Here is a 23,447-nt window from a genome sequence, read left to right on the forward strand (position 1 = left end):
GCTCAACGCTCCTTCTCTGTCCGGGAGTCGGTGCTTCCGCCGAGTCTGCGCGAGACCCACAGCTGGACGCAGGCGAGGGCCACGAGGCACAGGCCGAAGATGACGGACATCGCGGCCGCGCGCCCGTACTCGCTGTACTGGAAGGCCTGTTGGTAGATGTGCAGGGTGGGTACTTCGGTGTGCCCGGCCGGGCCACCGTTGGTCAGCATCTGGACCGTGCCGAAGATCTGCAGACCGGCCAGCAGGGTCAGCACACTGACGATGCCGGTCACATGTGACATGCCGGGCCAGGTGACATGGCGGAACTGGCCCCAGCCACGGGCTCCGTCGAGCGACGAGGCCTCGTACAGCTCCTGGGGCACGTCCTGTCGGCCGGCGAGGAAGAGGATGAAGCCGAAGCCCCAGTGGTACCAGACGAACACGGCGGCGACCGCGATGACGGCTGTCTTGGGGTCTCCCAGCCAGTTGTGCGTCAGACCGTCGAGGCCGACCGTCTTCAGCATCTGGTTGACGATTCCGATGTTCGGGTCGAGGAACCACGAGAACATCACGCCCACTACCACCGTGGAGAACACGCCGGGCAGGTAGAAGACGGTGCGGAAGAACGCGGAGCCGCGGCGGGCGCGGTGCACGGCGAGTGCCATCACCATCGACACCGCGTTGGCGACGATCAGGCCGGCCGCTCCGTAGAGGACGGCGTTCTTCATCGAGCCCCAGAACTGGGTGTCGTGAAGTACGTAGCGGTAGTTGGCGAGTCCGATGTACGGGGAGTCCAGGCTCACGCCGTCCCAGGTCTGGAAGCTCAGCAGGATGCCCTGGACGAACGGGACCACGGTGAACAGGCCGATGACGGCCAGCGCCGGCGCGAGGAAGAGCCAGGCCGCCGGCACACGACTGCGGCGCCGCGTCGCACGCCTCGTCGCGCGCCTCGCCACGGGGCTCATGACGCGCTGCATCACGCGCTCTTCTGCGCCGCGTCGAGGTCACCGAGGACCTGGTCGACCGTGCGCTCCTTGAGGACGAGGGCCTGGGTCCCCTTCTGCAGGGCGGTGTTGACCTGCTCCAGAATCTGGTTCTGGACCAGCTGCATGTGCGAGATGTCCGCGGCGATGCCGGTCAGTTGCTTGGGGATGTTCTTGTCGGGCACGGCGCGCGCGGACGGGATCAGCGGCACCCCGTTGGCCCATGTCTCCTGCTGGTCCGTGCCGGTCAGCCACTTGAGGAACTTCAGCGCCTCGGCCGCATGCTTGCTGCGGGGGTTGACCGCCGCGCCCTTGGCGGCGCCGCCGACCATGCGCGGCGTCTGCGTACCGTCGTCGGCCTTGGGCAGCGGGAAGGAGCGGAAGTCCGTGAAGTCCGGGGCAGTCGCTCGGGCGACGCCGACGGCCGAGGTGCCGTCGAAGATGGCCGCGACGCCCTGGGTGTTGAAGAAGGCCTTCTCCACGGTGGGGTTGTCGGTGTTGCCGCTGGGCAGCGAGCCAGTGGCGATCACGCCGGCGTCCCGCAGATCGACGACGAGCTGCAGGGTCTTGCGCCAGCCCGCGCTCTTCCAGCTGTGCTTGCCCACGAAGGTGGCGTTCAGTTCCTCGTCGCTCATGTAGTTCGACGCGTACGACTGGATCACCTGATTGGACAGGCTGGTCGCGAACCAGAAGGGGTCCTTCCCGGACTTCTTGATCTTTCGCATCTGGTCGATGAACTCGCCCATGGAGGCGGGCGCCTTGTCGGGGTCGAGACCGGCGGCCTTGTACAGCCCCGCGTTGACGAAGATCCCGAGGGCCGGGGTCTCCCAGTGGGCGCTGTAGATGCCCGGCTTCACGTGCTGCGGGTTGTCCGCGCCGAACGTCGTCGTCTTGATCGTGGCGGGCCGGAAGGTGTCTCCCCAGCTGCCCTTCATCCGGTCGGACAGCTCCATGGCCCAACCGGCCTTGTAGTAGGGCGCCATGGTGTGGCCGTCGACGACCGAGTACATGTCCGGCATGTTGCGCGACTGCGAGCTGGACTGGAGCTTGGTCACGAAGTCGGTCGGGCCGACGTCATCGATCCTGATCTTCACGCCGGTCTGCTGCGTGTACTGCTTGGCCAGCTTCTTCAGCGTCGCGGCCTGGCCCCGGGACTGGTTCATGAACACGAGCTCCAAGCCACCGGCGGAACCGCCCGAGCTGCCGGAACCGCAGCCCGCCAGCGAGGTGGTGGCGAGGCCGGCGCCGAGCGCCCCCAGGAGGAGGCCGCGCCGGGAAGGCCCTGTGGCGTTCGGTGTCCGACCTGTCGAACCGATGGGGGTGAATCGTTTCATTCCGGCCTGCCTCTATGGGTCGGTGGCGAAGACATCGCACGAGGAGCCGTCGGTCGCGACGGACCGAAAACGAGCTCTCGGCATTCGAAATTTCTATCTGCCATGCGCGCTGGCCGTGAACGTTATGAGCACCCCACACGTCCGTCAATGCCTCTCGCACGGTCAATTTCCCTGCACAACACAGGTCTTGACCCATCACTGCCTCGAAAACTATTTCGCTGCTACGGTGCTGAGCAGGGCGGGCCGCTGCCCTGTCACCACTCCCCGGGAGAGCCATGGCATCCGATCCACAACGCGTGACCCTTGCGAAGGTCGCCGATTCGGCCGGCGTTTCGGTGGCCACCGTCTCCAAGGTCATCAACGGTCGCCCCGACGTCGCCCAGCCGACGCGCGACAAGGTGCTGGAGCTCCTTCGCCGCTACAACTACGGGGGAAACCGCGACGATCTGCGCTCGCACCCCACCGTGGAACTGTTCTTCGGGTCCGAGCGGCTGAGCATCTACCACACCGAGATCATTCAGAGCGTGGTGGACGCCGGGGCGCGTGAGGGCGTCGCCGTGGTGGTGGGCCGGCGCGGCGAGCACGATCCGACGACGGACCCCGTCGCCTGGGCGCGCGATCTGGCCGCCGCGGGACGCCGCGCCGTCATCGCTGTCACGGCGAACACCCTGTCACCCCCGGCCCGCGAGGCACTGAGCCGGTACCGGATGCCCTTGGTGCTGCTCGACCCGGAGTCGCTGCCCGATGACTCGATCGTCAGCGTCGGTGCGACCAACTTCTCCGGCGGCCACGCGGCAGCCGCGCACCTGCTCTCCCTGGGGCACCGTCGCATCGCCTACCTCGGCGGCACGGAGTCGGCCTGGTCCAACCAAGCCCGGCTGCACGGCTTCCGCAGCGCGATGGAGGCGGCCGGCGTGAAGGTGGCGTCCGAACTGGTCTGCCACGCAGGCACGTTCCACGCCGCTGAGGGCATCGAACACGGCGAGCGCCTCCTTGCCGTCGATCCCGCACCCACCGCCATCTTCGCCGCTTCCGACGAACTGGCCGCCGGGGTCATCGAGGCCGCCCGCCGACGCGGACTGCGGGTCCCGGAAGACCTCAGCATCGTCGGCTTCGACAACACACCGCTGGCCCCGGTGACCTCCCCACCACTGACCACCATCCACGGGCCTGTGCAGGAGATGGGCGCCGTGGCCCTGCGCACCGCCCTTCAGCTGGCCGCCGCGGAGAGGATCGACTCCCACCACGTCGAACTGGCCACGCAGTTGGTCGTACGGGAGTCCACCCGGCCCTTGCGGGACTGACCCGGACGGCCGCCGCACCCGGGTCTCCTCCCGGACCTCTCAACACCATAGGGAGAGCCATGTTCCAGCTGCCGCCGCGGGTCCTGTTCGGAGCCGCCTACTACTACGAGTACCAGCCCAGTGAACGACTCAAGGACGACCTCGACCTCATGGCCGAGGCGCACTTCAACGTCATCCGCGTCGGCGAGTCGGTGTGGTCGACCTGGGAGCCCGAAAGCGGACGCTTCGAACTCGACTGGCTCGAGCCGGTACTTGACGGCGCGCACGAGCGCGGCATGTCCGTCGTCCTCGGCACCCCGACCTACGCGATACCCCCGTGGCTCGGCCGCCAGTATCCCGAGATCGCCGGCGAACGCGGCACGGGGCAGCGCATCGGCTGGGGCTCCCGGCAGGAGGTGGACTACACCCATGCGGCGTTCCGCTTCCACGCCGAGCGCGTGATCCGCAAGGTCGTCGCCCGGTACGCCGACCACCCCGCCGTCATCGGCTTCCAGGTCGACAACGAGCCTGGCCTGGAGTTGTTCCACAACCGCGGCGTCTTCCAGCGCTTCGTCGACCACCTGCGCCGCACCTACGGGGACGTGGACACCCTCAACCGCGAGTGGGGCCTGACCTATTGGTCGCACCGACTGTCGACGTGGGCCGACCTGTGGACACCGGACGGCAACACCCAGCCCCAGTACGACCTCGCCTGGCGGCGCTTCCAGGCCGCCCTCACCACCGAGTTCATCGAGTGGCAGGCCGACATCGTCCGCGCGTACGCGAGCCCCGAGCAGTTCGTCACCACGTGCATCGCCTACGACCGCCCCGCAGTGGAGGACGACGCCCTCACCCGCAACCTCGACGTCACCGCCGGCAACCCTTACTACCCCATGCAGGACGCCCTCGCCCTGCCGAACCCGCACCCCGCGCGCCAGACGGCGGCCGCCAACGAGGGGACCTGGGCGCTCTACCGCATCGCCGACCGCATGTACGCCTCCCGCCAGGAGCCGTTCCTGGTCACCGAGACCAACGCCCAGACCATCGGAGGCTCTTGGCGCAACCAACCCGCGTACGACGGGCAGTGGCGTCAGGCCGCCTGGGCGCTGATCTCGCGGGGCGCCTCAATGATCGAGTACTGGCACTGGCACACCCTGAACTTCGGCACCGAGACCTACGTGGGCGGAATCCTCCCCCACAGCGGCCTCCCGGGCCGGATCTACCACGAACTCGCTGCCCTGGGCGCAGAGTTGGAGACGGCGGGCAACCTGGTCGCCGGCCTCACCCCGGACGCGGACGTCGCCTTCCTCTACTCGCTGCCCAGCAAGTGGGCACTGGATCACCAGCCCCCGCTGGCGAAGCCGGACGGCTCGGCGGACGTCCGCTCTCACGCCACCGTCTTCGACGCCTTCTATCGTGGCGCCTTCGACGCAGGCCTGCAGGCACGCCTGGTCCACCCCGGCCAGCTGGACGCCGTGGACCTGCCACCGCTCCTCGTCGCCCCCGCGTTCTACGCCGCGGACGACGCGACACTGGACCGACTGCTCGCCCACGCCGAGTCCGGCGGCCACCTGGCGATCGGCCCGCGCACCGGCTACGCGGACCACGAGGCCCGGGCCCGCACCGACGTCCAGCCCGCGCGACTGTCCGGGCCCGCCGGAGTCTCCTACGACGAATTCACCAACCTGAACACGGGAGTTGAGGTGCACGGCAGCACCGAGCTCGCCCTACCGGCCGCCACCCGGGCCCTGCACTGGGCGGACGCGCTCATCCCGGACGGAGCGGATGTGCTGGCCACCTACGACGATCCGCACCTCGGACGCTGGCCCGCCGTCACGACCCGCCCGTACGGCGCCGGCCGGATCACCTGCGTCGGCACGGTGCCCGACCCGGCCTTCGGTCAGGCCCTGTTCAACTGGGCGGCCCCCGCAGGAGCGTGGCCGCGCCTCCACCCGAGCGTCACGGCGACCTCCGCGACAGCCCGCGACGGCCGCCGCGTCCGCTTCCTCCACAACTGGTCGTGGAAGCCTGTGTCCATCTCACTGCCCACAGCCGCGGAGGACGCGCTCGCCTCCCTCACGTACGAGGCCGACGAGTCGGTCGAACTCGGCCCGTGGGACGTGAAGGTATTCACGGAGCGCGACTGACCGGCTCCCGCACACGCCGTCGACCTCGACTCACACGCCCTGCTGCCATCGACGCGTCGTAACAACCTGCGGCAGTATCGACCGACCGCTCCTGACTACCCGTTCGCGGCGTTCGCCAGCACCGCGAGAACCGCCTCCGCGGTGCTGTCCACGGCGCCCCGCGCCAGTGCGTTCGGCGGCATGACAGCTCCCCTGAGCGCCAGGGCGAGGAGATCGGCGCAGCGCTCGTCGGAGGGGGTTGCGTCAGCGGGGACGATGCCCCCGGCGATGAACCCCGACAGCACCGCGTCGATCAGGTAGATCTGGTCGGCGGCCGGCATGCCGGTGTCCAGCACACCGCTGCCCCGCCACGCTTCCACGAGATCGGTGAGCAGGGTGAGGTGTCCCAGTTCCCGGGCCACCGGATCGCCTGCCGGGGTCATCGCCAGCGCGCCGAGGAGATCACCGTCACCGGTGCGGATGGCCCGCGCCAGCGGGCTGCGGCCCTGCTGTAGGAACAGCTCGCGTACCAGCCGGTCCGGCAGGGCGATGGCAGGGTCCTGCTCGATCCGCTCGGCGATGCGCGCCGTAATGGTGAGGAACTCGCGCCGCAGCAGCTCGGCGAACAGAACTTCCTTGGTCTTCCAGTGCAGGTACACCGTGCCCTTGCCGATCCGGGCGTGGCGGGCGATCTCTCCGACGGTGACGCGCTTGTAGCCCCAGGCGAGCAGGAGTTCCCGGGCGGTGGCCAGGATGCGCTCGGCGCGTTCGGCGTGGTCGGCATCGGCGGCCGGGGAGGCCGGAGACGAGGTGGCGGGTGCAGTGCTCATGCCATCAGGATCGCACTCCCACACCGTCGTGACCAATTTTTGAATCTAGTCATCCGGTATTGATCGACGTATGGTCGAGGCGTGACCGCACAGACAACGCCCCCACAGCCCACCCCTTCCGGCCGCCGCGCGCTGATCGTCGGCTCCGGCATATCCGGACTCGCCGCGGCCCTGACGCTCCATCGGGCCGGCTGGGAGCCCGTGATCGTCGAGCGCGCCCCGGGACGCCGCACGGGCGGCTACTTCGTCCGCCTCTTCGGCCCCGGCCACTCCTCCCTCGAACGCCTCGGCCTCCTGGACGACCTGCCCAACCGCCAGTCCCCCGGCGCCCGCGGCTACGAAGTCGGCCCCGACGGCCGTCTCAGGCCCGGCCTCACCTTCCCCGACCAGGCCGAGGGCACCCCGCTGCGGATGCTGCTCCGCAGCGACATCGAGCGCGTTCTGTACGAGGCCGTCGACGGCAAGGTCGAGATCCGTTACGGGGTCGGGCCGACTGCCATCACCCAGAACCGCCACGAGGCGACCGTCACCCTCACCGACGGCACGGTCGAGAAGGCCGACCTGGTCATCGGAGCCGACGGCATCCACTCCACCGTCCGCTCCCTGGTCTTCGGCCCCGAGGACCTGTACCGCAAGGACTTCGACCACGTCGTGGCCGCCTGCGAGTTGGACGGCGAACTGCCCGGCCTGGCCGACGGGGACGTGGCGGTCGCCTCCGCCCCGGGCCGCTCGGCCTGGCTCAACACCTACACCGACGGCCACCCGCCGGTCGCTTTTCTCCTCTACCGCACCCCGTGGCCCGCCGCCGAGACGCGTCGCGAGCCGGTCGAGACGCTGCGCGAGGTGTTCGGTGACTTCGGCGGCGCACTCGTCCCGGCCGTGCTCGACGCGATGGCGAAGTCCGAATCCCTCGTCTTCGACCAGGTCAGCCAGATCCGGATCAACCGCTGGAGCCAGGGCCGGGTCGTACTGCTCGGCGACTCCGCATGGTGCATGACCCTGTACTCGGGCCAGGGCTCCGGCATGGGCGTCGCCGGCGCCGAAATGCTGGCCGACGCGCTCACCGAACACGACGGCATCCCCGCCGCACTCGGCGCCTGGGAGAAGCAGGTCCGCCCGCACATCACCAAGTCCCAGAAGCAGGCCCTGCGCATGCAGCACTTCTTCATGCCCGTCAACCGCTTCGGCTACCACGCCCGCCGCGGCCTCATCCGCACCATGTCCAGCCCGGTCGGCGGCAAGCTCGCCAAGGCCATCATGCGCTGAGCACCCAGCGCGGTACCGACCCGGATCGCTCCGCGCCGCCGACGCCCACGTGCGCCTCAGCCCCCTCCGCCAGGCCGGGACGGGGCATGCCCGCCGCTGGCGATCCGTAGAATCGGGTCATGCCCTCTGCTTCGAACCGCGCCACGGAGTCCTCCGGGATTCGCGCCCCCAAGCAACAGCGCAGCCAGCGCTCGTTCGACACGGTCCTGGACGCCACGTTGGACCTGCTCGCGGAGAAGGGTTACCAGGGTTTCGCCCTCACCGAGGTGAGTCGCCGCACCGGGGTGTCCGTGGGCTCGATCTACACCCGGGTCGACGGCAAGGACGATCTGCTCCGGGCGGCGCAGGCACGCTTCCAGGAGCGGCTGGTCGAGGAGCACCTGGAGATGACCCGGGCCGAGCGGTGGGAGGGCAAGCCGCTCGCCGTCCTCGTGCCCGAACTGGTCACGGAGTTCGCGGAGTTGCTGCGCCGCCGCGGCGCGGTGCTCAGCGCTTTCATGCAGCGGGGGGCGGTCGACGAGTCGGTGGCAAAGGTCGGCAAGGCGGGCTATCACGTCGCGCGCGAGAGCTTCACCACGCTCGTGCTCAGCCGGCGCGACGAGATCCGACACCCCGATCCGGAGCGCGCGGTCGGCTCCTGCTTCACCTCCATCTACGGCGCCCTCGCCCGCGCCATGGCTCTCGATGTCTCGGCGGAGGCGGCCGAGGACAGCGGCAGTGACCTCGCCGAACTCGTGGAGGACCTCGGGGCGATGGCACTCGCGTTCCTGCGCAGCGACGGCTGACCGCCTTCCGCGAGCCCGGTGAGGGTGCCACGGCGAAGGCGCGGACGTCAGTCGAGCGTGGCCGCGATGTGCCGGGCCGCGCCCACGGCCAGGGCGACCGAGGTGAGCGTGGGATTGCAGGCGGTGGCGGTCGGAATGACGCCGTTTCCTGCGACGTACACACCTCCCGTGCCCCACACCTGACCGTCTGGATCGCACACGGAGGTGCCGTCGTCGCTCTCCCCCATCCGTACCGTGCCCTGGTAGTGCAGGGACGAGCCGGGCGGGAGGGTGATCGGCTCGGGGTCGAGGGGGTCGCCGAGGGCTTCGACGGCGCGCCGGATCGCCTTGTGGGCGGCCTCCAGGCTCGTACGGTCCTTGTCGGTGAGGGTGTAGTGGATGCGCGGCGCCGGCATGCCGTCCGCGTCCGTACGTGTGTGGTCGAAGGTGACACGGTCCTCGGCCCGGACGTCCTTGGCGCAGAACCAGCCGAGGCCGACGATGGAGCCGGGCACGGGCACGTCGCCGTCGGCCAACGGCACGGGTGAGGCGTCGAGTTGCATGACCTGGCCGTGGAAAGGTTCGGCGTCTGTGTATGGCACCCAGTTCACGCCGCTGCTGGCACCGCCCGCGACGGTGTCGGGCCCGGTCACGTCCCGGAGGCGGGCGGCGTGCATGACCTGGTGCTGGTCGTTGAGGTGGCGGCCGAGCGCCGGGGGCCGGAGGCCGGAGGCCCACAGCAATTGCGGGGTGCGCAGGGCGTCGGCCGCGACGACGACGGCCCGCGCCGCGACCTCGTGCTCCCCTCCGTGCACGAGGTCGCGGACGGTGATGCCGGTGGCCCGGCCGCTCTCCATGCGCACGCGGCGTACGTGGGCGTCCGCGTAGAGGCTGACGCGAGGGCCGGCGAGTGTGGCTTCACCGAACACCACGTCCGCGCCCGACCAGACGACACGGCCGTCGGGCTCCCGGCGTACGGCGAGCGGCATGGCCCGCACCGTGCGGTCCGTGCCGCGGCCGGAGTCGAAGGCCACCGCGAGCCGTTCGCGGACGACGCTCGTGAACGGCGCGTCGTCGAACGCATCGTGACGGACGTTCAGGAGCCGCTCGGCCTCGTCGAGGAGGGCGTCGAGGCCCGGCAGGAAGTCGATGCGTTCGCTCTCGCCGGGGCGGGGGCAGGCGCCGGTCCAGTGGGCGCCCATGCCGCCGACGTTGCGGGACATGGCGGCGGCCGGCAGTCCGTCCTCGCCGGGTGTCCGGTAGCCGTCGGGCAGCAGGTAGGTGCCGGGGCGTGCGGAACGTCCGTCGGGCGCCGGGCCGGTGCCTTGGGAGCGGCGCTGGGCCTCGGCGCGTTCGGTGGGGTCCCGGATGGTCTTGATGTGTTGGCCGGGTGTCGGGGTGAGCTGGGGGCCGGCCTCGAAGACGGCGACGGTCAGGTGCGGTGCGCGTTCGCCGAGCGTGCGGGTGACGGCTGCGCCGCACGGGCCGCTGCCGACGACGGCGACGTCGACGCGGCCCGGGAAGGTGCGGGTCATGGCGGGCGTCCTTCGGTCAGCGGACGAGGGCGAGGGTCTTGGTGCAGCGGCCGCCGCCGGGCACAGGCATGTACGAGATGCGCAGCCGGACAGCGACGGTGACGGTGTGCTCGCCGTCGTCGAGGGGCTGGTCGGTCTCGAAGGCGAGTTGTGCCCGTTCCCCCATCTCCCAGCGGTCGTCGGTGACTTGGGGCATCCGGTCGAAGGTGTAGGTGTTGCCGTGGACGGTGAAGGTGGTCCGGGCGGCCGGGACGGGCGTGCCGTCGAGGGTGAGGTCGACGGCCTCGACCATGGAGAGGAACAGGCCGCGGTAGTAGGGCATGCGGACTTCGACGACGCCGCCGGGGCGCCCGTCGGGGCGCGGCCGGATGCCGTGGTCGTCGCAGACGATGTACTGGTCGAACACGAGGAGACTCCAGGGAGGTTGAGAGGGACGGACCGACGGGCTCTTCAGGCGGTCGGTTCGCCCAACAGGCGGGCCAGCATGCGCTGTTGGCGCCGTACCTGTTCGACGCTGTCGACGGGGAAGGCGTCCTGGATGTGCCGGTTGCCCTCGTACTCGCTGGAGAGGTAGCCGTCGTAGCCGCCCTTCACCAGGACGGGCACGATCTCCTCGTAGGGGATGCTGTACTCGGCCTGCTCGTCGGGCATCTCGTAGAACTTGGCCTGGACGTGATGGATGAAGGCCATGTGGTCGAGCATGTCCCGCGGGTCGGACCAGATGTAGTGGGTGGCCTGGCGGGCGAGACCCATCTCGACGGGGCCGCCGCCGCGGTAGTTGACGATGTCCATCAGGGCGTGGGTGTCACCGTGGTCGTCGTAGGTCTTGACGATGTAGTCGACCAGACGCGGGTCGGCGCCCTCGCGCAGGGCGCGTTCGCTGACGACGCGCGGGAAGCGGCGCACGTAGACACCCATGTCGGGCATCAGGCCGAGACCGCCGGGGCCGGCGCGGTGCATGACCTCCAAGTGCTCCTGGACCCAGGGGTGTTCGTAGTGGAATGGGGCGTGCACCTCCAGCAGGAGGCGGACGCCGTGGTCCTCGGCGTACGGCGCGGCGGCGGCCATGACCTCGGGCGAGAAGTTGATGGTGGCCCGCACGACGGGCGCGCCCAGGGCGACGGCGATGTCGATCTCGCGGTGCACGCGGGCGGTCTGCTCCTCGAGGGTGAGCATGCGTCCGGGGTGCAGCTTGGTGTCGAGGAAGGCGTCGGTGGCCGTGGGTGTGGTGCCGTACTGCTTCATCCAGCCGTGCCAGTCGGCGAGGAAGCCGTCACTCAGGGCCGGGTAGCCGTGGATGGACTGCTCGGGGATGATCTCGATGCCGTACGCACCCATGTCCGCGGCGGCCGCGACGCACTGCTCGAGGGTGAGGGTGCGCAGGAAGTACTCCTCCTGGAAGGAGTACAGGCTGACACCGCGGCGGATGGCGTGGGACGGGCGGGTGCTGCCGCTGTCGTGGAGAGACGTCATGGGCGGCAAGGGCTCCTTCGGACGTGCTGCTTCAGTCACCTACGCGACCTGCGCCGTCACCTTATGGCCACCCCGGACGCAATTTCAATATGTAGATTCTGCTTTTGTTGCATACTGGCCCGCGACAGCGGGGCGGCCGGGACGACTCCCGGTCCGCCCGTCGGGGAGTCGACCGCTTCCCGCGCCCGGTCGCCGCCGTCGCCGCCGCATCCGGCCCCTCCCGCAGGAGTTGACCCCATGTCCGCGACCGCCTCCGCGCGGCCCCACCGCACCCTGTTCACCTGCCTCGTCCTCGTCACCGCGCTCAGCGCCCTCGACCAGACCATCGTCGCGACCGCGCTGCCCGCCATCACCGCCGAACTGGGCGCCCCCTGGCGGGCGTCGTGGATCGTCACCGCCTACGCCCTCGCCATGACGGCCACCCTGACCACGGCCGGCGCGCTCGGCGACCGCTTCGGCCGCCGCCGGACGCTGCTCGCCTGCATCGCACTCTTCGTGCTCGCCTCCCTCGGCTGCGCCGCGTCGAGCAGTACGGAGGTGCTGGCCGCGGCCCGTTTCGCGCAGGGCGTCGGTGGCGCCGGGCTCCTCGTACTGCCGCAGGCGGTGGTCGCCGACGCGGTCCCGGCGCGTGAACGCGCCGCGTACCTGGGGCCATTGGGGGCGGTGTTCGCACTGGCGACGGTCGCGGGGCCACTACTGGGCGGCTGGCTCACGGACCTGGTGGGCTGGCGGCTGATCTTCGCCGTCAATCTGCCGCTCGGCGCCGCGGTGGCCCTGCTCGCGCTGCGCGCCGTCCCCGCGGATCACCGTTCCGCGGACACCGACCGGCCGCACCGGTTCGACACGGCGGGGGCAGCGCTTATCGCCCTGGCGGCTTCCGCGCTGGTCCTGGTCACGACGGCGGCCGGGGAGGGCGCCCCGTCCGGAGCGGTCACGGCCGGTGCCGCCGCCTCGGCCGTGGCGGTCGTCGTGGCACTGCTGTGGGAACGACGTCCGGCCCAACCGGTGCTACCCGTACGCGTCCTGGCGGACCGACTGCCCCTGCTGTGCTGCCTGCTCGCACTGGTGGCGGGGCTCGGCCTGTTCGGCATGATCGCGTACGTGCCGATGTGGACGCAGGGCGCCTACGGTACGTCGGCGACGGGCGCGGGACTGATGCTGCTGCCCACGACGGCAGGCATCACGCTCGGCATGAACCTCTCGGGGCGACTGGTCGCCAGACACGGGAAATGGCGGGTCTTCCCCCGCATAGGCAGTGCGCTGGCCGCGCTCGCGGCGGCCGGTCTCGCGCTCGACACCGGGCTCCCGCTGCCCCTCGCGGCCCTGCTCCTGACACTGCTGGGCCTGGGCGCGGGCCTGTTCATGCAGGTCGTGGTGGTGGTCGCCCAGGATGCCGGGCCGGCACACTCCGTCGGGGCCGTGACCTCGGCGCTGGCCTTCGTCAGGGAGATCGGCGTGACAGTGGGTGCGGCGGGTTTCGGTGCGCTCGCCGCGCACGGCCTGACCGCCACGGACACCACGACCGCGACGGCCTACGCCGACACGTTCCGGCCGGTGTTCCTGGCGGCGGCCGGGTGTTTCCTGGTGGGACTGCTGCTCGCCCTTGCGCTGCCGGCACATCGCCTCGATGCCGAACCGCCGGGCGCATCGGTGGGAGTTGAGACTTCGAGCGGCGGCCAACGAGATTAAACAGAAACAGAATTCTGATTGACGTTCCCGCCTTCGTGCTGCCACGATCCTGAGCATTCGCCTCACGAGCCGCCGGCGACCCGCAGTGTCCAGCCGGCGCGCCCCTTCCTGTCCACGGCGCGCACCGTCGCGCGCCCGACTGAAGCTGGTCAGCGCATGGCATCCTCAACTTCCGCCTCTCCGCAAGGCTCCGCTCCCAAGGACTCCGCTCTCCCCGGCGCCCGGCACCCCTCTCCCACGGGCGAACCACCGCTACGCAAACGAGAACGGCTCGCGTTCGGCCTCGGCGACGTAGCGTCCAATCTCTCCTGGAACATGGTGAGCAGCTTCTTGCTCTTCTACTACACCGACGTCGCGGGCATCACCGCCGCCGCGGCCGGAACGCTGATCCTCGTCGCCCGATTCCTGGACGCGGGAGCCGACGTCGCGATAGGCGTCCTCGTCGACCGCACACACTCCCGGCACGGCAAGGCCCGCCCGTATCTGCTGTGGTGTGCTGTCCCGTTCGGGATTGTGAGCGTCCTGGCGTTCTCGGTGCCGGACGCCTCGCAGACCGTCAAGGTGATCTACGCCTGCGTCACGTTCCTGCTCCTGGGACTGCTCTTCTCCGCCCTGAACATCCCGTACGGCTCCCTGATGCCGATGATGACGCGCGACCAGGGCGAACGGGCCACCCTCGGCGGCCTGCGCGCGATGGGCAGCTCGGTCGGGACACTCATCGTCACCAGCCTCACCGTGCCCCTGGTCGTCGCCATCGGCGGGTCCCAGACCTCACAGGCGGGATACTTCTGGACGACGGTCATCATGTCCGTCGTGAGTACCGGCCTCTTCCTGGTCACCTTCCGATACTGCCAGGAGCGGCACACCGACATCGGCGCCCGCACCATCACCCTGGGCAGGGAACTCAAGGCCGCCGTCCGCAACGGGCCGTGGATGGTCGCGAACACCTTCGCAGTCGTCAACTTCGTCCGGCTCAGCGTCATGACGACGGTGACGATCTACTACTGCATCCAAGTCCTGCACCGCCCCTGGACGATTTCCGTGCTACTCCCGCTCGTCTCCGGTTCGCTCATCGTCGGCGGCCTGCTGACCAAGCCGTACTACACACGGTTCGGACGCCGCAGCGGCAACATCGTCGCCCTCGCCGCATCCGGCGCTCTCTTCGCCTGCCTGCCGCTCTTCGAGGACACACTGCCCGCGTTCCTGGTGGTGTACTGCCTGGCCTGTCTGTGCAGCGGGCTGAGCATGACATCGCTGTTCACGGCCATCGCGGACACCGTGGACTACAACGAGTGGCGCTTCGGCGTGCGCAGCGAAGGCCTGCTCAACTCCGGTTTCAGCCTGGCCACCAAGGTGGGCACGGCCATCGGCGGCGCCCTCGTCGCCTTCGCCCTGGCCCGGGCCGGCTACGCGGACGGACACCACGCCCCGGAGTCGGCCGTCACCATGATCAAGGTGATCTTCTACGGCGCTCCGCCGGTACTGATGCTCGCCCAGATCGGCGTCATCGCGTTCTGGCGCCTGGACGCCGAACACCCTCGCATCGTGCGGGAGTTGGCCGAGCGCGAGCAGTCGCACTGACACGCGCGCCGGTGCGCGAGAGGCGGTCGTTCCCCCACGGGGGCGGCCGCCTCTGCCGTACCCGTGGACCAACCCCCGACCACCCGCCACACCTTGACGCATGACCCGCCCCGGGCTAACTTCAGAATCGTAATCCTGATTCAAGCTGTTCAGCTTTGATCCTCAGGGAGATCTCCCGTGCGCTTCTCCGTCTTCCTCGTCGGCCGCTCCATGGGCCCGGACGACGACGCCTACGTCCTCGACACCCTCACCGAACACGCCCTGGAGGCCGACCGGTTGGGCTTCGACGCGGTGTTCCTGCCCGACCACCACTTCACCGGCTACGCGCCGATGTCCTCGGACCCGTTCCTGTTCGCCGCCCACCTGGCCGCGCAGACGAAGAACGTCCACTACGGCTTCTCCGTGACGACGCTCCCGTTGCACCACCCGGTGCGCTTCGCCGAGCGCGTCAACCTCCTCGACCACCTCACCAAGGGCAAGCTCCTGGTCGGCATCGGCTCGGGCACCACCCCCGAGGAGACCATCGGCTTCGGCGTCGACTTCCAGGACTCCAAGGACCTGATGGAACAGCAGGTCGAGACCGTCCAGAAGCTGTGGGCCAAGTCCATCGACGACGACCCGATCCAGTTCGCGTACGGCCCCTACAAGGGCGCCGTCGTCCAGCGCATCGTGCCCGCCCCCTACAGCGAGCGGCGCCGCCTGATGTCCGTCGCGATGCGCCCCGCCTCCACCGAACGTGCCGCGAAGTACGGCTGGCCCGCGTTCATCCCGGCCTTCGTGCCGCCGATCCCGGCCAGCGGCGAGCCGTCGACCGCCTTCCAGAAGTACCTCGACGCCTACCGCGACGCCATCACCACCTCCGGCCACCCCCAGGACGTGATCGACGACTGCCTGTCCTGGACCACCCACTCCTACCAATGCGTCCACGTCGCCGAGACCGACGAACAGGCCCGCAAGGAGCTGGAGTTCATCCTCCGCGGCTACCAGGAGGCCATCGACCGCGAGTACGCGTACAACAAGCGCGCCGAGGGCATCAGCGGCGTCGACCTCAGCAACGCGCAGGCACCGAACGCGCTCAGCGAAGAGTGGATCCGCACCTGGTGCCTGTACGGCAGCCCGGACACAGTCGCGAAGCAGCTCGCCCACTACGACGGACTCGGCGTCGGCAACGTGCTGATGGGCTTCACCAACGGCCCGCTCACGCCCGAGCGTTACGCCCTCACCCAGTCGTCGATGCGGCTCTTCGCCGAGCAGGTCATGCCGCGCTTCCGTACGGAGGAGAACCGATGAGCACCCCTCTGATCGTCGGCATCGGCGGCACCACCCGCCCCGGCTCCAGCAGTGAACTCGCCGTCCGCACCACACTGTCGGCGGCCGAGCGGCGCGGCGCCGACACCGAGCACTTCGGCGGCACCTTCCTGGCCTCGCTTCCCCACTACGCACCCGAGAACCCGGACCGCACGTCCGCCCAGCGCACTCTGGTCGAGGCGGTCCGCGCGGCCGACGGCATCGTCATCGGCTCCCCCGGCTACCACGGAGGCGTCTCCGGCCTCGTCAAGAACGCCCTCGACCTCCTTGAGGACCTGCGCGACGACGAGCGTGTGTACTTCGACGGGCGCGCGGTGGGCCTGCTGGTCACCGCAGCCGGCTGGCAGGCCTGCGGCACCACGCTGACCGCACTGCGCAACACCGTCCACGCCATGCGCGGCTGGCCGACCCCGCTCGGTGTCACCCTCAACTCGGCGCAGACACGCCTGTTCGACACGGACGGCACCTGCCTCGATGCCACCGCCGCCGCCCAACTCGGCCTGCTCGGCGAGCAGGTACACGGCTTCGCCGTCCGGCAGGGGCGCCCCGCGCCGGCCGGCGCCGTACGCGCCGCCTGAAGTTCGCACCCCCACCCCTTCGCCCACCGAGGTGCACCACGACCATGACAGCCGAACCCTCCACCGAGCCAGCCGCGCCCTGCACCCCGCCCGCCGACCTCGACACACTCGCCCGGGTCACCGCCGGACTCGACATGCACCGCACTCAGGCCGCGCCCGAACTCGGCATCCGTGAACTGCGCCTGGTCGACGGCCCGATGGGGGTGGCGAGCACCCGCCTCGACGAGCGCGACACCGCCCTGCTCGCCCCGAGCGGGACGGCCCTGGCCGCCACCTGGGACACCGCCACCGCACGCGCCGTCGGCGAGATCCTGGGCACGGAGTTCGCACACGCCGGCGTCGACGTCGTCCTCGGCCCCAACCTGAACCTGACCCGATCCCCACTCAGCGGCCGCTCCTTCGAGCACTTCGGCGAGGACCCGGCACTGGCCGCCGCACTCGGCGCAGCATGGATCACCGGGCTGCAGAGCCGCGGCGTGGGCGCCTGCGCGAAGCACCTGGTGTGCAACGACTCGGAGACCGACCGCCATTCGTACGACGTGCACGTCGACGACCGGACGCTGCACGAGGTCTACCTCGCCCCGTTCGAGGCAGCCGCACGCGCCGGCGCGTGGGCGATCATGGCCGCGTACAACCGGGTCGGGGGCCGTTACTGCGCGGAGAACCCCGAACTCCTCACCCGGGAACTCCGCCAGCGCTGGGGCTGGGACGGTGTCACCGTCTCCGACTGGTTCGGCACACACACCACCCGCGGCGCCCTCACCGCCGGACTCGACCTGGAGATGCCGGGCCCGCCCCGCCACCTCGGCCCCGCCGCGGCCGACGCCGCCCGCACCGACCCCGAACTGGCCCGGCGGCTCGACGACGCGGCCGCCCGAATGGCACTGCTGTCACGGCGTACGGAACGCACTGCCGCGCCCGCCCCCGATCCGGAGCGGGCCCGCAAGGTGCTGCGCGCCGCGGCGGCCGACTCCTTCGTCCTCCTCAAGAACGACGACGAACTGCTCCCCCTGTCCCCCGACTCCCTGCGCTCGCTCGCGGTCGTCGGTCCGAACGCGGCCCACCCCGCCTACCAGGGCGGCAGCTTCGCCCGCATCCCGCTCCGCCCCGGCGTGCGCACCCCGCTGGACGCCCTGCGCGAGGCGTACGGCCAGGACACGGTCCGCCATGTCACCGGCGTCCTTCCCGAGCACCGGGTACCCGCCTTCACCCCGCTCGGCCCGCGCCCGGTCGACGCCCCGGACGAGCACGGGTTCACCGTCACCCACCACCGCCTCGACACCGACGGCGGAATCGGCGAGGCACTCGCCCGCGACGTACGAGACACCAACCTCCTCGTCTGGTTCACCTCACTCCCCGGCATCGGCGCCCTCTCCGACCTGCCGCACACCCCCTCGGCCCTGGTCCGCGCCTCCTGCCTGCTCACCCCGGAAACGACCGGCACATACGACATCCACCTGGCGGGCACCGGTGACATCTGGCTCTACGTCGACGGCCACGAGGACGGCCGCGGTGGCTCACGCGCGGAACCGGCCGACGTGATGGGCGCACTGCTGCACGGCGAAGTCACGCACGCACCGGTCGAGTTGACGTCCGGGCGCGAAATCCGGATCGACATCGAGATGCGCTTCGGCGGTGGCGGCAAAGCCCAGGGGCTCTCCTTCGGCGCGACGGCACCCAGCCCGGCCGACGCGGTCGAGCATGCCGTGGAAACAGCCCGGAACGCGGATGCAGCGCTGGTGTGCGTAGGTGTCACACAGGACAGCGCACTGGAGTCCGCCGACCGCGAATCCCTGGCCCTGCCCGCCGCGCAGGTCGATCTGATCGAGCGGGTCTGCGCGGTCAACGATCGCACCATCGTGGTCGTCAACGCCCCGCACCCCGTCGACATGCCGTGGGCCGAACGCGCCGCCGCCGTGCTGATGACCTGGTTCCCCGGCCAGGAGTACGGCCCCGCGCTCGCGAACGTCCTCACGGGCGCGAGCGAGCCGGGCGGTCGCCTGCCCCTGACCATCGCCCACCGCGACACCGACCACGGCGCCCTCGACACCCGTCCCGCCCCCGACGGCACCCTGCCCTACGCCGAGGGCCTCCTGACCGGCCACCGCCACTTCGACACCCACGGCATCGGCCCGCGCTACGCCTTCGGCCACGGCCTCGGCTACGCCGACATCATGTGGTGCTCGGCCCAACTGCACACCACGGAGCAGGAGTTCACGGCATTGGTCGGCGCACGGCTCCGCTGCGGGCCTCGGCGGGGCGGCAAGGAGGTGGTACAGGTGTATCTGTCTCCGCGCGACACGACAGGCGCACCCGTCGAGGACCGGCCGGAACAACAGCTCGCGGGCTTCTCGACGGTACGGCTCGCACCGGACGAGGAACGCGAGGTCACCATCGCCCTGGACCGGCGGGCGTTCTCCTGGTGGGACGAGGACACGTCGGCCTGGCGGGTACGCCCGGGCCGCTGGGACATCCGCGTCGCCCGCTCCAGCCGCGAGGTCTTCGACCGGTTCACGGTCTGGATCGACGGGGAGGGGCGGGTGCGGTCGGGGCCGTAGGCGGCAGAGCCCGTGTCACGAGTTGCCGGCGGCCGACGCAGGACGCCCAGAAGGGGCCCGTATGCCCTCGCACGGCATCGTCCCGGTACTCCAGCCCGTCTCCCACGGCTTCGGATGGAAGGGACTGCGGGCCCGCAGGACCCGTCGCGCCAACCGCCTCGTACGCCCGTTACTGCCGCTACCTCGTGGCGCGTTACGGCGCTTCCCCCGCCGCGCTCCTGATCGGGGCGGACGGCCGCCGGCGACGAACGGCAGATCGCCGCCGGAGGCCGCGAGATCGAGGCCCGGGACGACGCCATGCGCCCGGACGAGCCCGGCCGGTCGCCGGCGTCCGCACCGGCCCACTCAGTCGTCCGCCGAAGCGACGGGGCGAATCCCGCGAAGCATGTCGAGACCACAGCGGGGCGGCCGCGTATCGGCGCGGCGGTCAGCACGTCGACGTCATGAACGAGATCGTGGGACGGTCACTGCGGCGCCGCCGGTGATGCCTTGCTCTTGGCGACTTGCTGTTCCTCAAACACGGGGGATTCCGCAGGCGGTTGGGGAAGACGCCTGCAGAGCAGGGAACACAGCGCGGTCAATGCTGCGGAGCCACACATGAGTGCCGCGGCGGGCCAGAACGCGCCGTTGCTCGCGCCGACCAAATAGCTTGAGAGGATGGGCAGAAGGCCGCCTCCGAGGATCGCCGACAGTTGGTAGGTCACGGAGATGCCGGTGTAGCGGACGTTGGCGGGGAAGAGCCGTGAGATGACCGCCGGCAAGGCAGCCGCGTGGATTCCGGTCAGGCTGCCGTTCACCGTAATGGCCAGGACCAGGCCGAAGGTGCCCCAGTTGTAGGCGAAGAGGAACGCCGGGAACGCCCACACCGCCAGTGCCGTCGCGCCGAAGAAGGTGAAGCTGAGCTGCTCGCGGCCTTTGAGTTGCCGTGCGGTGAAGAACAGTGTGATGAACATGCCCAGCGAGGCGGTGATGAGGGCAACGGTCGCAGCCGTGTCCGGCAGCCCGCGGGCCGACACGACGAGGCTGGGCAGGAGGCTGGACACGATGATCCCGGCGTGGGTGATGAAACAGACACCAGCGCCGATGAGAACGGACCGCCAGGACTGTCGCATCACCTGGATCAGCGGCGTGCGCACGATGGTGTGCGCGTCCTTGGCCCTGATGAACTGCGAGGACTCCTCCATGCGCAGCCGGATGTAGATGCCGATCGCGAGCAGCACGATCGATGCCAGAAACGGCATCCGCCATCCCCAGCTTCGGAACGACTCGTCGGGGAGGAGCCGGAACAGCGCGATGACCGCGGCCGCTCCCAGGATACCCAGAGGGGTACCGAACATCGGGAAGGCACCGTAAAGGCCACGCTTCTCCCGTGGCGCGTGCTCGACTGCGACCAGCACGGCGCCGCCCCATTCGCCGCCGATGGCAAGGCCCTGGACGAAGCGAAGGGCGATGAGCAGGATCGGCGCGGCGATGCCTATCTGTTCGTACGTGGGCAACGCGCCGACGAGGACGGTGGTGGCTCCCATGAGTACCAGCGACACGAGGAGGGTGTTCTTGCGACCGAGACGGTCACCGAAGTGGGAGAACACAATCCCGCCCAGAGGACGAGCGAAGAAGCCCACACCGACGGTCGATACCGCCAGCAGAGAACTGACCAGCGGATCGTGTGCGGGGAAGAACAAGGAGCCCAGGACGACGATGACACTCGTGGCGTAGACATTGAAGTCATAGATCTCAATGGTGGTTCCGACGAGCGAAGCGATGGCCACGCCACGAGGACTCAGGGGTTTACGTGCTGCGCGATCAGCGGTGCTCACTGTGGTGACTCGCTTTCAAATACCCGACCGAAACCGGCGTCTTTCAACCAGGCCTGGCGTTCCAGAGGTCCGTCGGCCGCTTCTCGGAGCACCCACGTCGGCGCCCGTCTACTGTGCCGTCCACCCGCCGTCGATCGTGATCACCTGACCCGTGATGTATGCCGCCTGGTCGCTCGCGAGGAAGACCGCCAGCTCGGCGATCTCCTCGGGGGCAGCGGGCCGACCTGCCGGTACGAGCCACTTGCCCACCGCAGGCGGCAGTCCGCCCTTCTTCTCGGCCGGGTAGAGATCGCCGACGAGCCGCTGCGAGGTCTGTGCGATAGGTGTCTGGGTGGAGCCGGGGGCGATCACATTCGATGTGATGCCTCGCGCGGCCACATCGACGGCGAGTCGCCTGTTCATGCCTTCCAGACCGGCCTTGGAGGCGCAGTAGGCGAGCCCGTCGGCCGCACCCCGGACCGCGCCGATGGAACCGATCGTCACGATCCGTCCGCCGCCCGGCTCGGGCATCGCCGCCACTGCGGCGGAACAGCCGTTGAAGGCACCGGTCAGATTGATGTCGACCACGCGCCGCCAGAGCTCGGGCGAGGTGTCGTCGATCCCGGCGTATCCGTCGTAGACGCCGGCCGCGTTGACCAGGAGGTCGAGTCGTCCCGTCTCCTCGGCCGCCGCACGCACGACCGCTTCGACCTGCTCGTAGCGCGACACGTCCGCCACATGCGCCACGACCGCATCCTGGGCCGCCGACTCCTGCGTCGTCTTCACCGCGGTCTCGTCGACATCCAGTGCATGGACGCGGTACCCGTTCCCGCTCAGCGCCACGGTGATCGCCCGTCCGATGCCCGAGCCCGCCCCGGTCACGACCGCCGAACGAATCGTCTCTGTCATGCGAACTCCTAGTAGATGCATGGTTGTTGTCTGCTCCGAGGGCGCGGTACCGGCGAACTCACGCCGTCACACCGGTCGGCGAAACGGGAAGGACCAGGCCCCTCGAACGGCCTCGTAGGCCGAGCCCGCGCGCACGAGCACACGGTCCGCGCCATGCCTGCCCATCATCTGAAGGCCGACCGGCATCCCGCCGGTCAAGAAGGACGGCACATTCAGCGCCGGGAATCCGGTGACATTGGCCGGCAGCATCGCCGAGGCGAAGGCGACCTTGTTCGGTTGCGCCGACTTCCTGCCGGACACTTCGCCCGGCTCCATCCGACCGGCCTCGAAGGCGGGGATGGCTGAGCCGGGAGTGAGCAGGATGTCGTAGTCGTCGAAGAACCGCGTCCACTTCTCGCGGTAGACGCTGCTCGCGAACTGCGCGTCCAAGTATTCGGGAGCCGTCACCTTCGCGGCGCGTTGCAGGGCCTCCAGGACGAGGCCATCGATCAGCTCCGGGGAGCTCGCCACCAGGTCGCGGTTGGCCGCGTAGAGCTCCGTCTCGAAGATCCGGTACCAGACCGGGGTCGGATCGTCGGCCTCGGGATGGGCCGGTGTGAGGTTCCACCCGTCTTCCCGCAGCATGTCGATCTGTTCCTCGAACGCCGCTCGCACCTCGTCTGCGCAGGGCGCGAAGCCGAGATCCGCGCTATAGGCAATCCGGAGGCCTCGCACCCAGGACGCGTCCGCAGCGCTTGATGTCCGGGGCACGGCCGTCTCGCCGTCGCCGGCCAGGGTGTCCAGCATGAGACCGAGGTCCCTGGCGGATCGGGCGAGAGGCCCCAGCACACTCACCGAAGGAGCTCCGGCGCGGGCAGGGCCGGTCGGGATGAGGCCCCGCGAGGGCTTGAGCCCCGCGACACCACACCAGGAGGCAGGGATGCGTATCGAGCCACCGCCGTCCGAGCCGAGGGCCAGCGGCGTGAATCCCGCCGCGAGCGACGCCGCGGCGCCTCCGCTCGAGCCTCCCGAAGTGCGGGCGGGGTCCCAAGGGTTGACGGTGAGTCCGTAGATCGGGTTGTCGCAGATTCCGCGGAACTGCATCTCCGGGATGTTGGTCTTGCCGACCACGATTGCCCCGGCACGCCGCAGCCGGGCCACAGCCGTCGAGTCGGTCGGCGCCCGGAAATCGGCCAGCGCCTTGCTCCCATTGGTCGACGGTGCGCCCTCGACCCAGATCGGCTCCTTGATCGTGACCGGAACGCCGTGCAACGGCCCCAGTCGCTCACCGGCGTCGATCGCCCGCTGAGCCGCTTCCGCGGCCTTGCGTGCCTCGCTCTCGAGGACGACCACGACGGAGTTGAGATCGCGGTCTTGTGTTCTGATCGTTGTCAGCACTTGGTCGACGATCTCTGCCGGCCCAGCCTGGCGTGCGCGGACGGCCTCGGCGAGGGACACCGCGTCGAGATCGAGGAG

The 23,447-nt window shown here is 70.0% G+C and carries 18 protein-coding genes; 9 read left to right on the forward strand and 9 right to left on the reverse strand.

The genetic code is table 11. From position 1 onward, the window contains the following. Positions 1 to 2 precede the first annotated feature (2 nt). Complete coding sequence (locus ACOKM3_RS07935; protein WP_426898326.1) at positions 3 to 956, reverse strand: carbohydrate ABC transporter permease; 954 nt, start codon at positions 954 to 956, stop codon at positions 3 to 5. Then, a complete protein-coding gene (locus ACOKM3_RS07940) occupies positions 956 to 2,296 on the reverse strand; it encodes an ABC transporter substrate-binding protein (protein WP_426898328.1) in 1,341 nt (446 codons plus the stop codon). Before ACOKM3_RS07940 ends, ACOKM3_RS07935 begins: the two co-directional genes overlap by 1 nt. A gap of 296 nt (positions 2,297 to 2,592) precedes the next feature. Here ACOKM3_RS07940 and ACOKM3_RS07945 point away from each other — a divergent pair, with 296 nt between their 5' ends. Both ACOKM3_RS07945 and ACOKM3_RS07950 read left to right on the forward strand, forming a co-directional pair. Then, positions 2,593 to 3,600: a LacI family DNA-binding transcriptional regulator gene (locus tag ACOKM3_RS07945; RefSeq protein ID WP_426898330.1), complete on the forward strand. Its 1,008-nt coding sequence runs from the start codon at positions 2,593 to 2,595 to the stop codon at positions 3,598 to 3,600. A 59-nt stretch (positions 3,601 to 3,659) separates the two neighbouring features. Next, positions 3,660 to 5,726, forward strand: coding sequence for a beta-galactosidase (locus ACOKM3_RS07950; RefSeq protein WP_426898332.1), 2,067 nt, complete (start codon positions 3,660 to 3,662; stop codon positions 5,724 to 5,726). 95 nt (positions 5,727 to 5,821) lie between these two features. On the opposite strand, the gene ACOKM3_RS07955 is transcribed toward ACOKM3_RS07950, so the two are convergent. Then, on the reverse strand, positions 5,822 to 6,535 hold the full coding sequence (locus ACOKM3_RS07955; protein WP_426898333.1) for a TetR/AcrR family transcriptional regulator: 714 nt from the start codon (positions 6,533 to 6,535) through the stop codon (positions 5,822 to 5,824). Positions 6,536 to 6,616: 81 nt separating this feature from the next. Here ACOKM3_RS07955 and ACOKM3_RS07960 point away from each other — a divergent pair, with 81 nt between their 5' ends. Next, the gene (locus tag ACOKM3_RS07960; protein ID WP_426898335.1) at positions 6,617 to 7,801 is read left to right on the forward strand and encodes an FAD-dependent monooxygenase; all 1,185 of its coding nucleotides are present in this window, start codon (positions 6,617 to 6,619) and stop codon (positions 7,799 to 7,801) included. Between the two features lie 119 nt (positions 7,802 to 7,920). Beyond that, entirely contained in the window at positions 7,921 to 8,586 is a 666-nt protein-coding gene (locus ACOKM3_RS07965) for a TetR/AcrR family transcriptional regulator (RefSeq protein WP_426898337.1), read from the forward strand. A gap of 47 nt (positions 8,587 to 8,633) precedes the next feature. On the opposite strand, the gene ACOKM3_RS07970 is transcribed toward ACOKM3_RS07965, so the two are convergent. The 3 genes from ACOKM3_RS07970 to ACOKM3_RS07980 are packed head-to-tail and all read right to left on the reverse strand — an operon-like array spanning position 8,634 to position 11,573. Further along, positions 8,634 to 10,100 (reverse strand): GMC oxidoreductase, encoded by a 1,467-nt coding sequence (locus tag ACOKM3_RS07970; protein WP_426898339.1) that lies wholly within the window; start codon positions 10,098 to 10,100, stop codon positions 8,634 to 8,636. Between the two features lie 16 nt (positions 10,101 to 10,116). Continuing rightward, positions 10,117 to 10,506: a C-glycoside deglycosidase beta subunit domain-containing protein gene (locus tag ACOKM3_RS07975; protein ID WP_426898341.1), complete on the reverse strand. Its 390-nt coding sequence runs from the start codon at positions 10,504 to 10,506 to the stop codon at positions 10,117 to 10,119. A gap of 44 nt (positions 10,507 to 10,550) precedes the next feature. Beyond that, positions 10,551 to 11,573 carry a sugar phosphate isomerase/epimerase family protein gene (locus ACOKM3_RS07980; protein WP_426898343.1) on the reverse strand — a complete coding sequence of 341 codons (1,023 nt, stop codon included), beginning with the start codon at positions 11,571 to 11,573 and terminating at the stop codon, positions 10,551 to 10,553. Positions 11,574 to 11,810: 237 nt separating this feature from the next. Here ACOKM3_RS07980 and ACOKM3_RS07985 point away from each other — a divergent pair, with 237 nt between their 5' ends. The 5 genes from ACOKM3_RS07985 (at position 11,811) to ACOKM3_RS08005 (ending at position 19,287) form a co-directional block, all read left to right on the forward strand. Continuing rightward, the gene (locus tag ACOKM3_RS07985; protein WP_426898345.1) at positions 11,811 to 13,262 is read left to right on the forward strand and encodes an MFS transporter; all 1,452 of its coding nucleotides are present in this window, start codon (positions 11,811 to 11,813) and stop codon (positions 13,260 to 13,262) included. Between the two features lie 156 nt (positions 13,263 to 13,418). Continuing rightward, positions 13,419 to 14,843 (forward strand): MFS transporter, encoded by a 1,425-nt coding sequence (locus ACOKM3_RS07990; RefSeq protein WP_426898347.1) that lies wholly within the window; start codon positions 13,419 to 13,421, stop codon positions 14,841 to 14,843. A 177-nt stretch (positions 14,844 to 15,020) separates the two neighbouring features. Further along, positions 15,021 to 16,133, forward strand: coding sequence for an LLM class flavin-dependent oxidoreductase (locus ACOKM3_RS07995; protein ID WP_426898349.1), 1,113 nt, complete (start codon positions 15,021 to 15,023; stop codon positions 16,131 to 16,133). Continuing rightward, on the forward strand, positions 16,130 to 16,729 hold the full coding sequence (locus ACOKM3_RS08000) for an NADPH-dependent FMN reductase (RefSeq protein WP_426898351.1): 600 nt from the start codon (positions 16,130 to 16,132) through the stop codon (positions 16,727 to 16,729). The genes ACOKM3_RS07995 and ACOKM3_RS08000 overlap by 4 nt, the downstream gene beginning before the upstream one ends. Positions 16,730 to 16,773: 44 nt before the next feature. Further along, the gene (locus ACOKM3_RS08005) at positions 16,774 to 19,287 is read left to right on the forward strand and encodes a beta-glucosidase (protein WP_426898353.1); all 2,514 of its coding nucleotides are present in this window, start codon (positions 16,774 to 16,776) and stop codon (positions 19,285 to 19,287) included. Positions 19,288 to 19,751: 464 nt separating this feature from the next. Here the strand turns inward: ACOKM3_RS08005 and ACOKM3_RS08010 are convergent, their stop codons facing one another. The 3 genes from ACOKM3_RS08010 to ACOKM3_RS08020 all read right to left on the reverse strand — a co-directional run bounded on the left by ACOKM3_RS08010 (position 19,752) and on the right by ACOKM3_RS08020 (position 23,429). Beyond that, entirely contained in the window at positions 19,752 to 21,056 is a 1,305-nt protein-coding gene (locus ACOKM3_RS08010; protein WP_426898355.1) for an MFS transporter, read from the reverse strand. A gap of 156 nt (positions 21,057 to 21,212) precedes the next feature. Continuing rightward, the gene (locus tag ACOKM3_RS08015; protein ID WP_426898357.1) at positions 21,213 to 21,992 is read right to left on the reverse strand and encodes an SDR family NAD(P)-dependent oxidoreductase; all 780 of its coding nucleotides are present in this window, start codon (positions 21,990 to 21,992) and stop codon (positions 21,213 to 21,215) included. Between the two features lie 66 nt (positions 21,993 to 22,058). Next, entirely contained in the window at positions 22,059 to 23,429 is a 1,371-nt protein-coding gene (locus tag ACOKM3_RS08020) for an amidase (protein WP_426898359.1), read from the reverse strand. Positions 23,430 to 23,447 lie beyond the last annotated feature (18 nt).

Origin of the sequence: Streptomyces nidicola (assembly GCF_050106155.1) — a bacterium.
Taxonomy (GTDB): Bacteria; Actinomycetota; Actinomycetes; order Streptomycetales; family Streptomycetaceae; genus Streptomyces.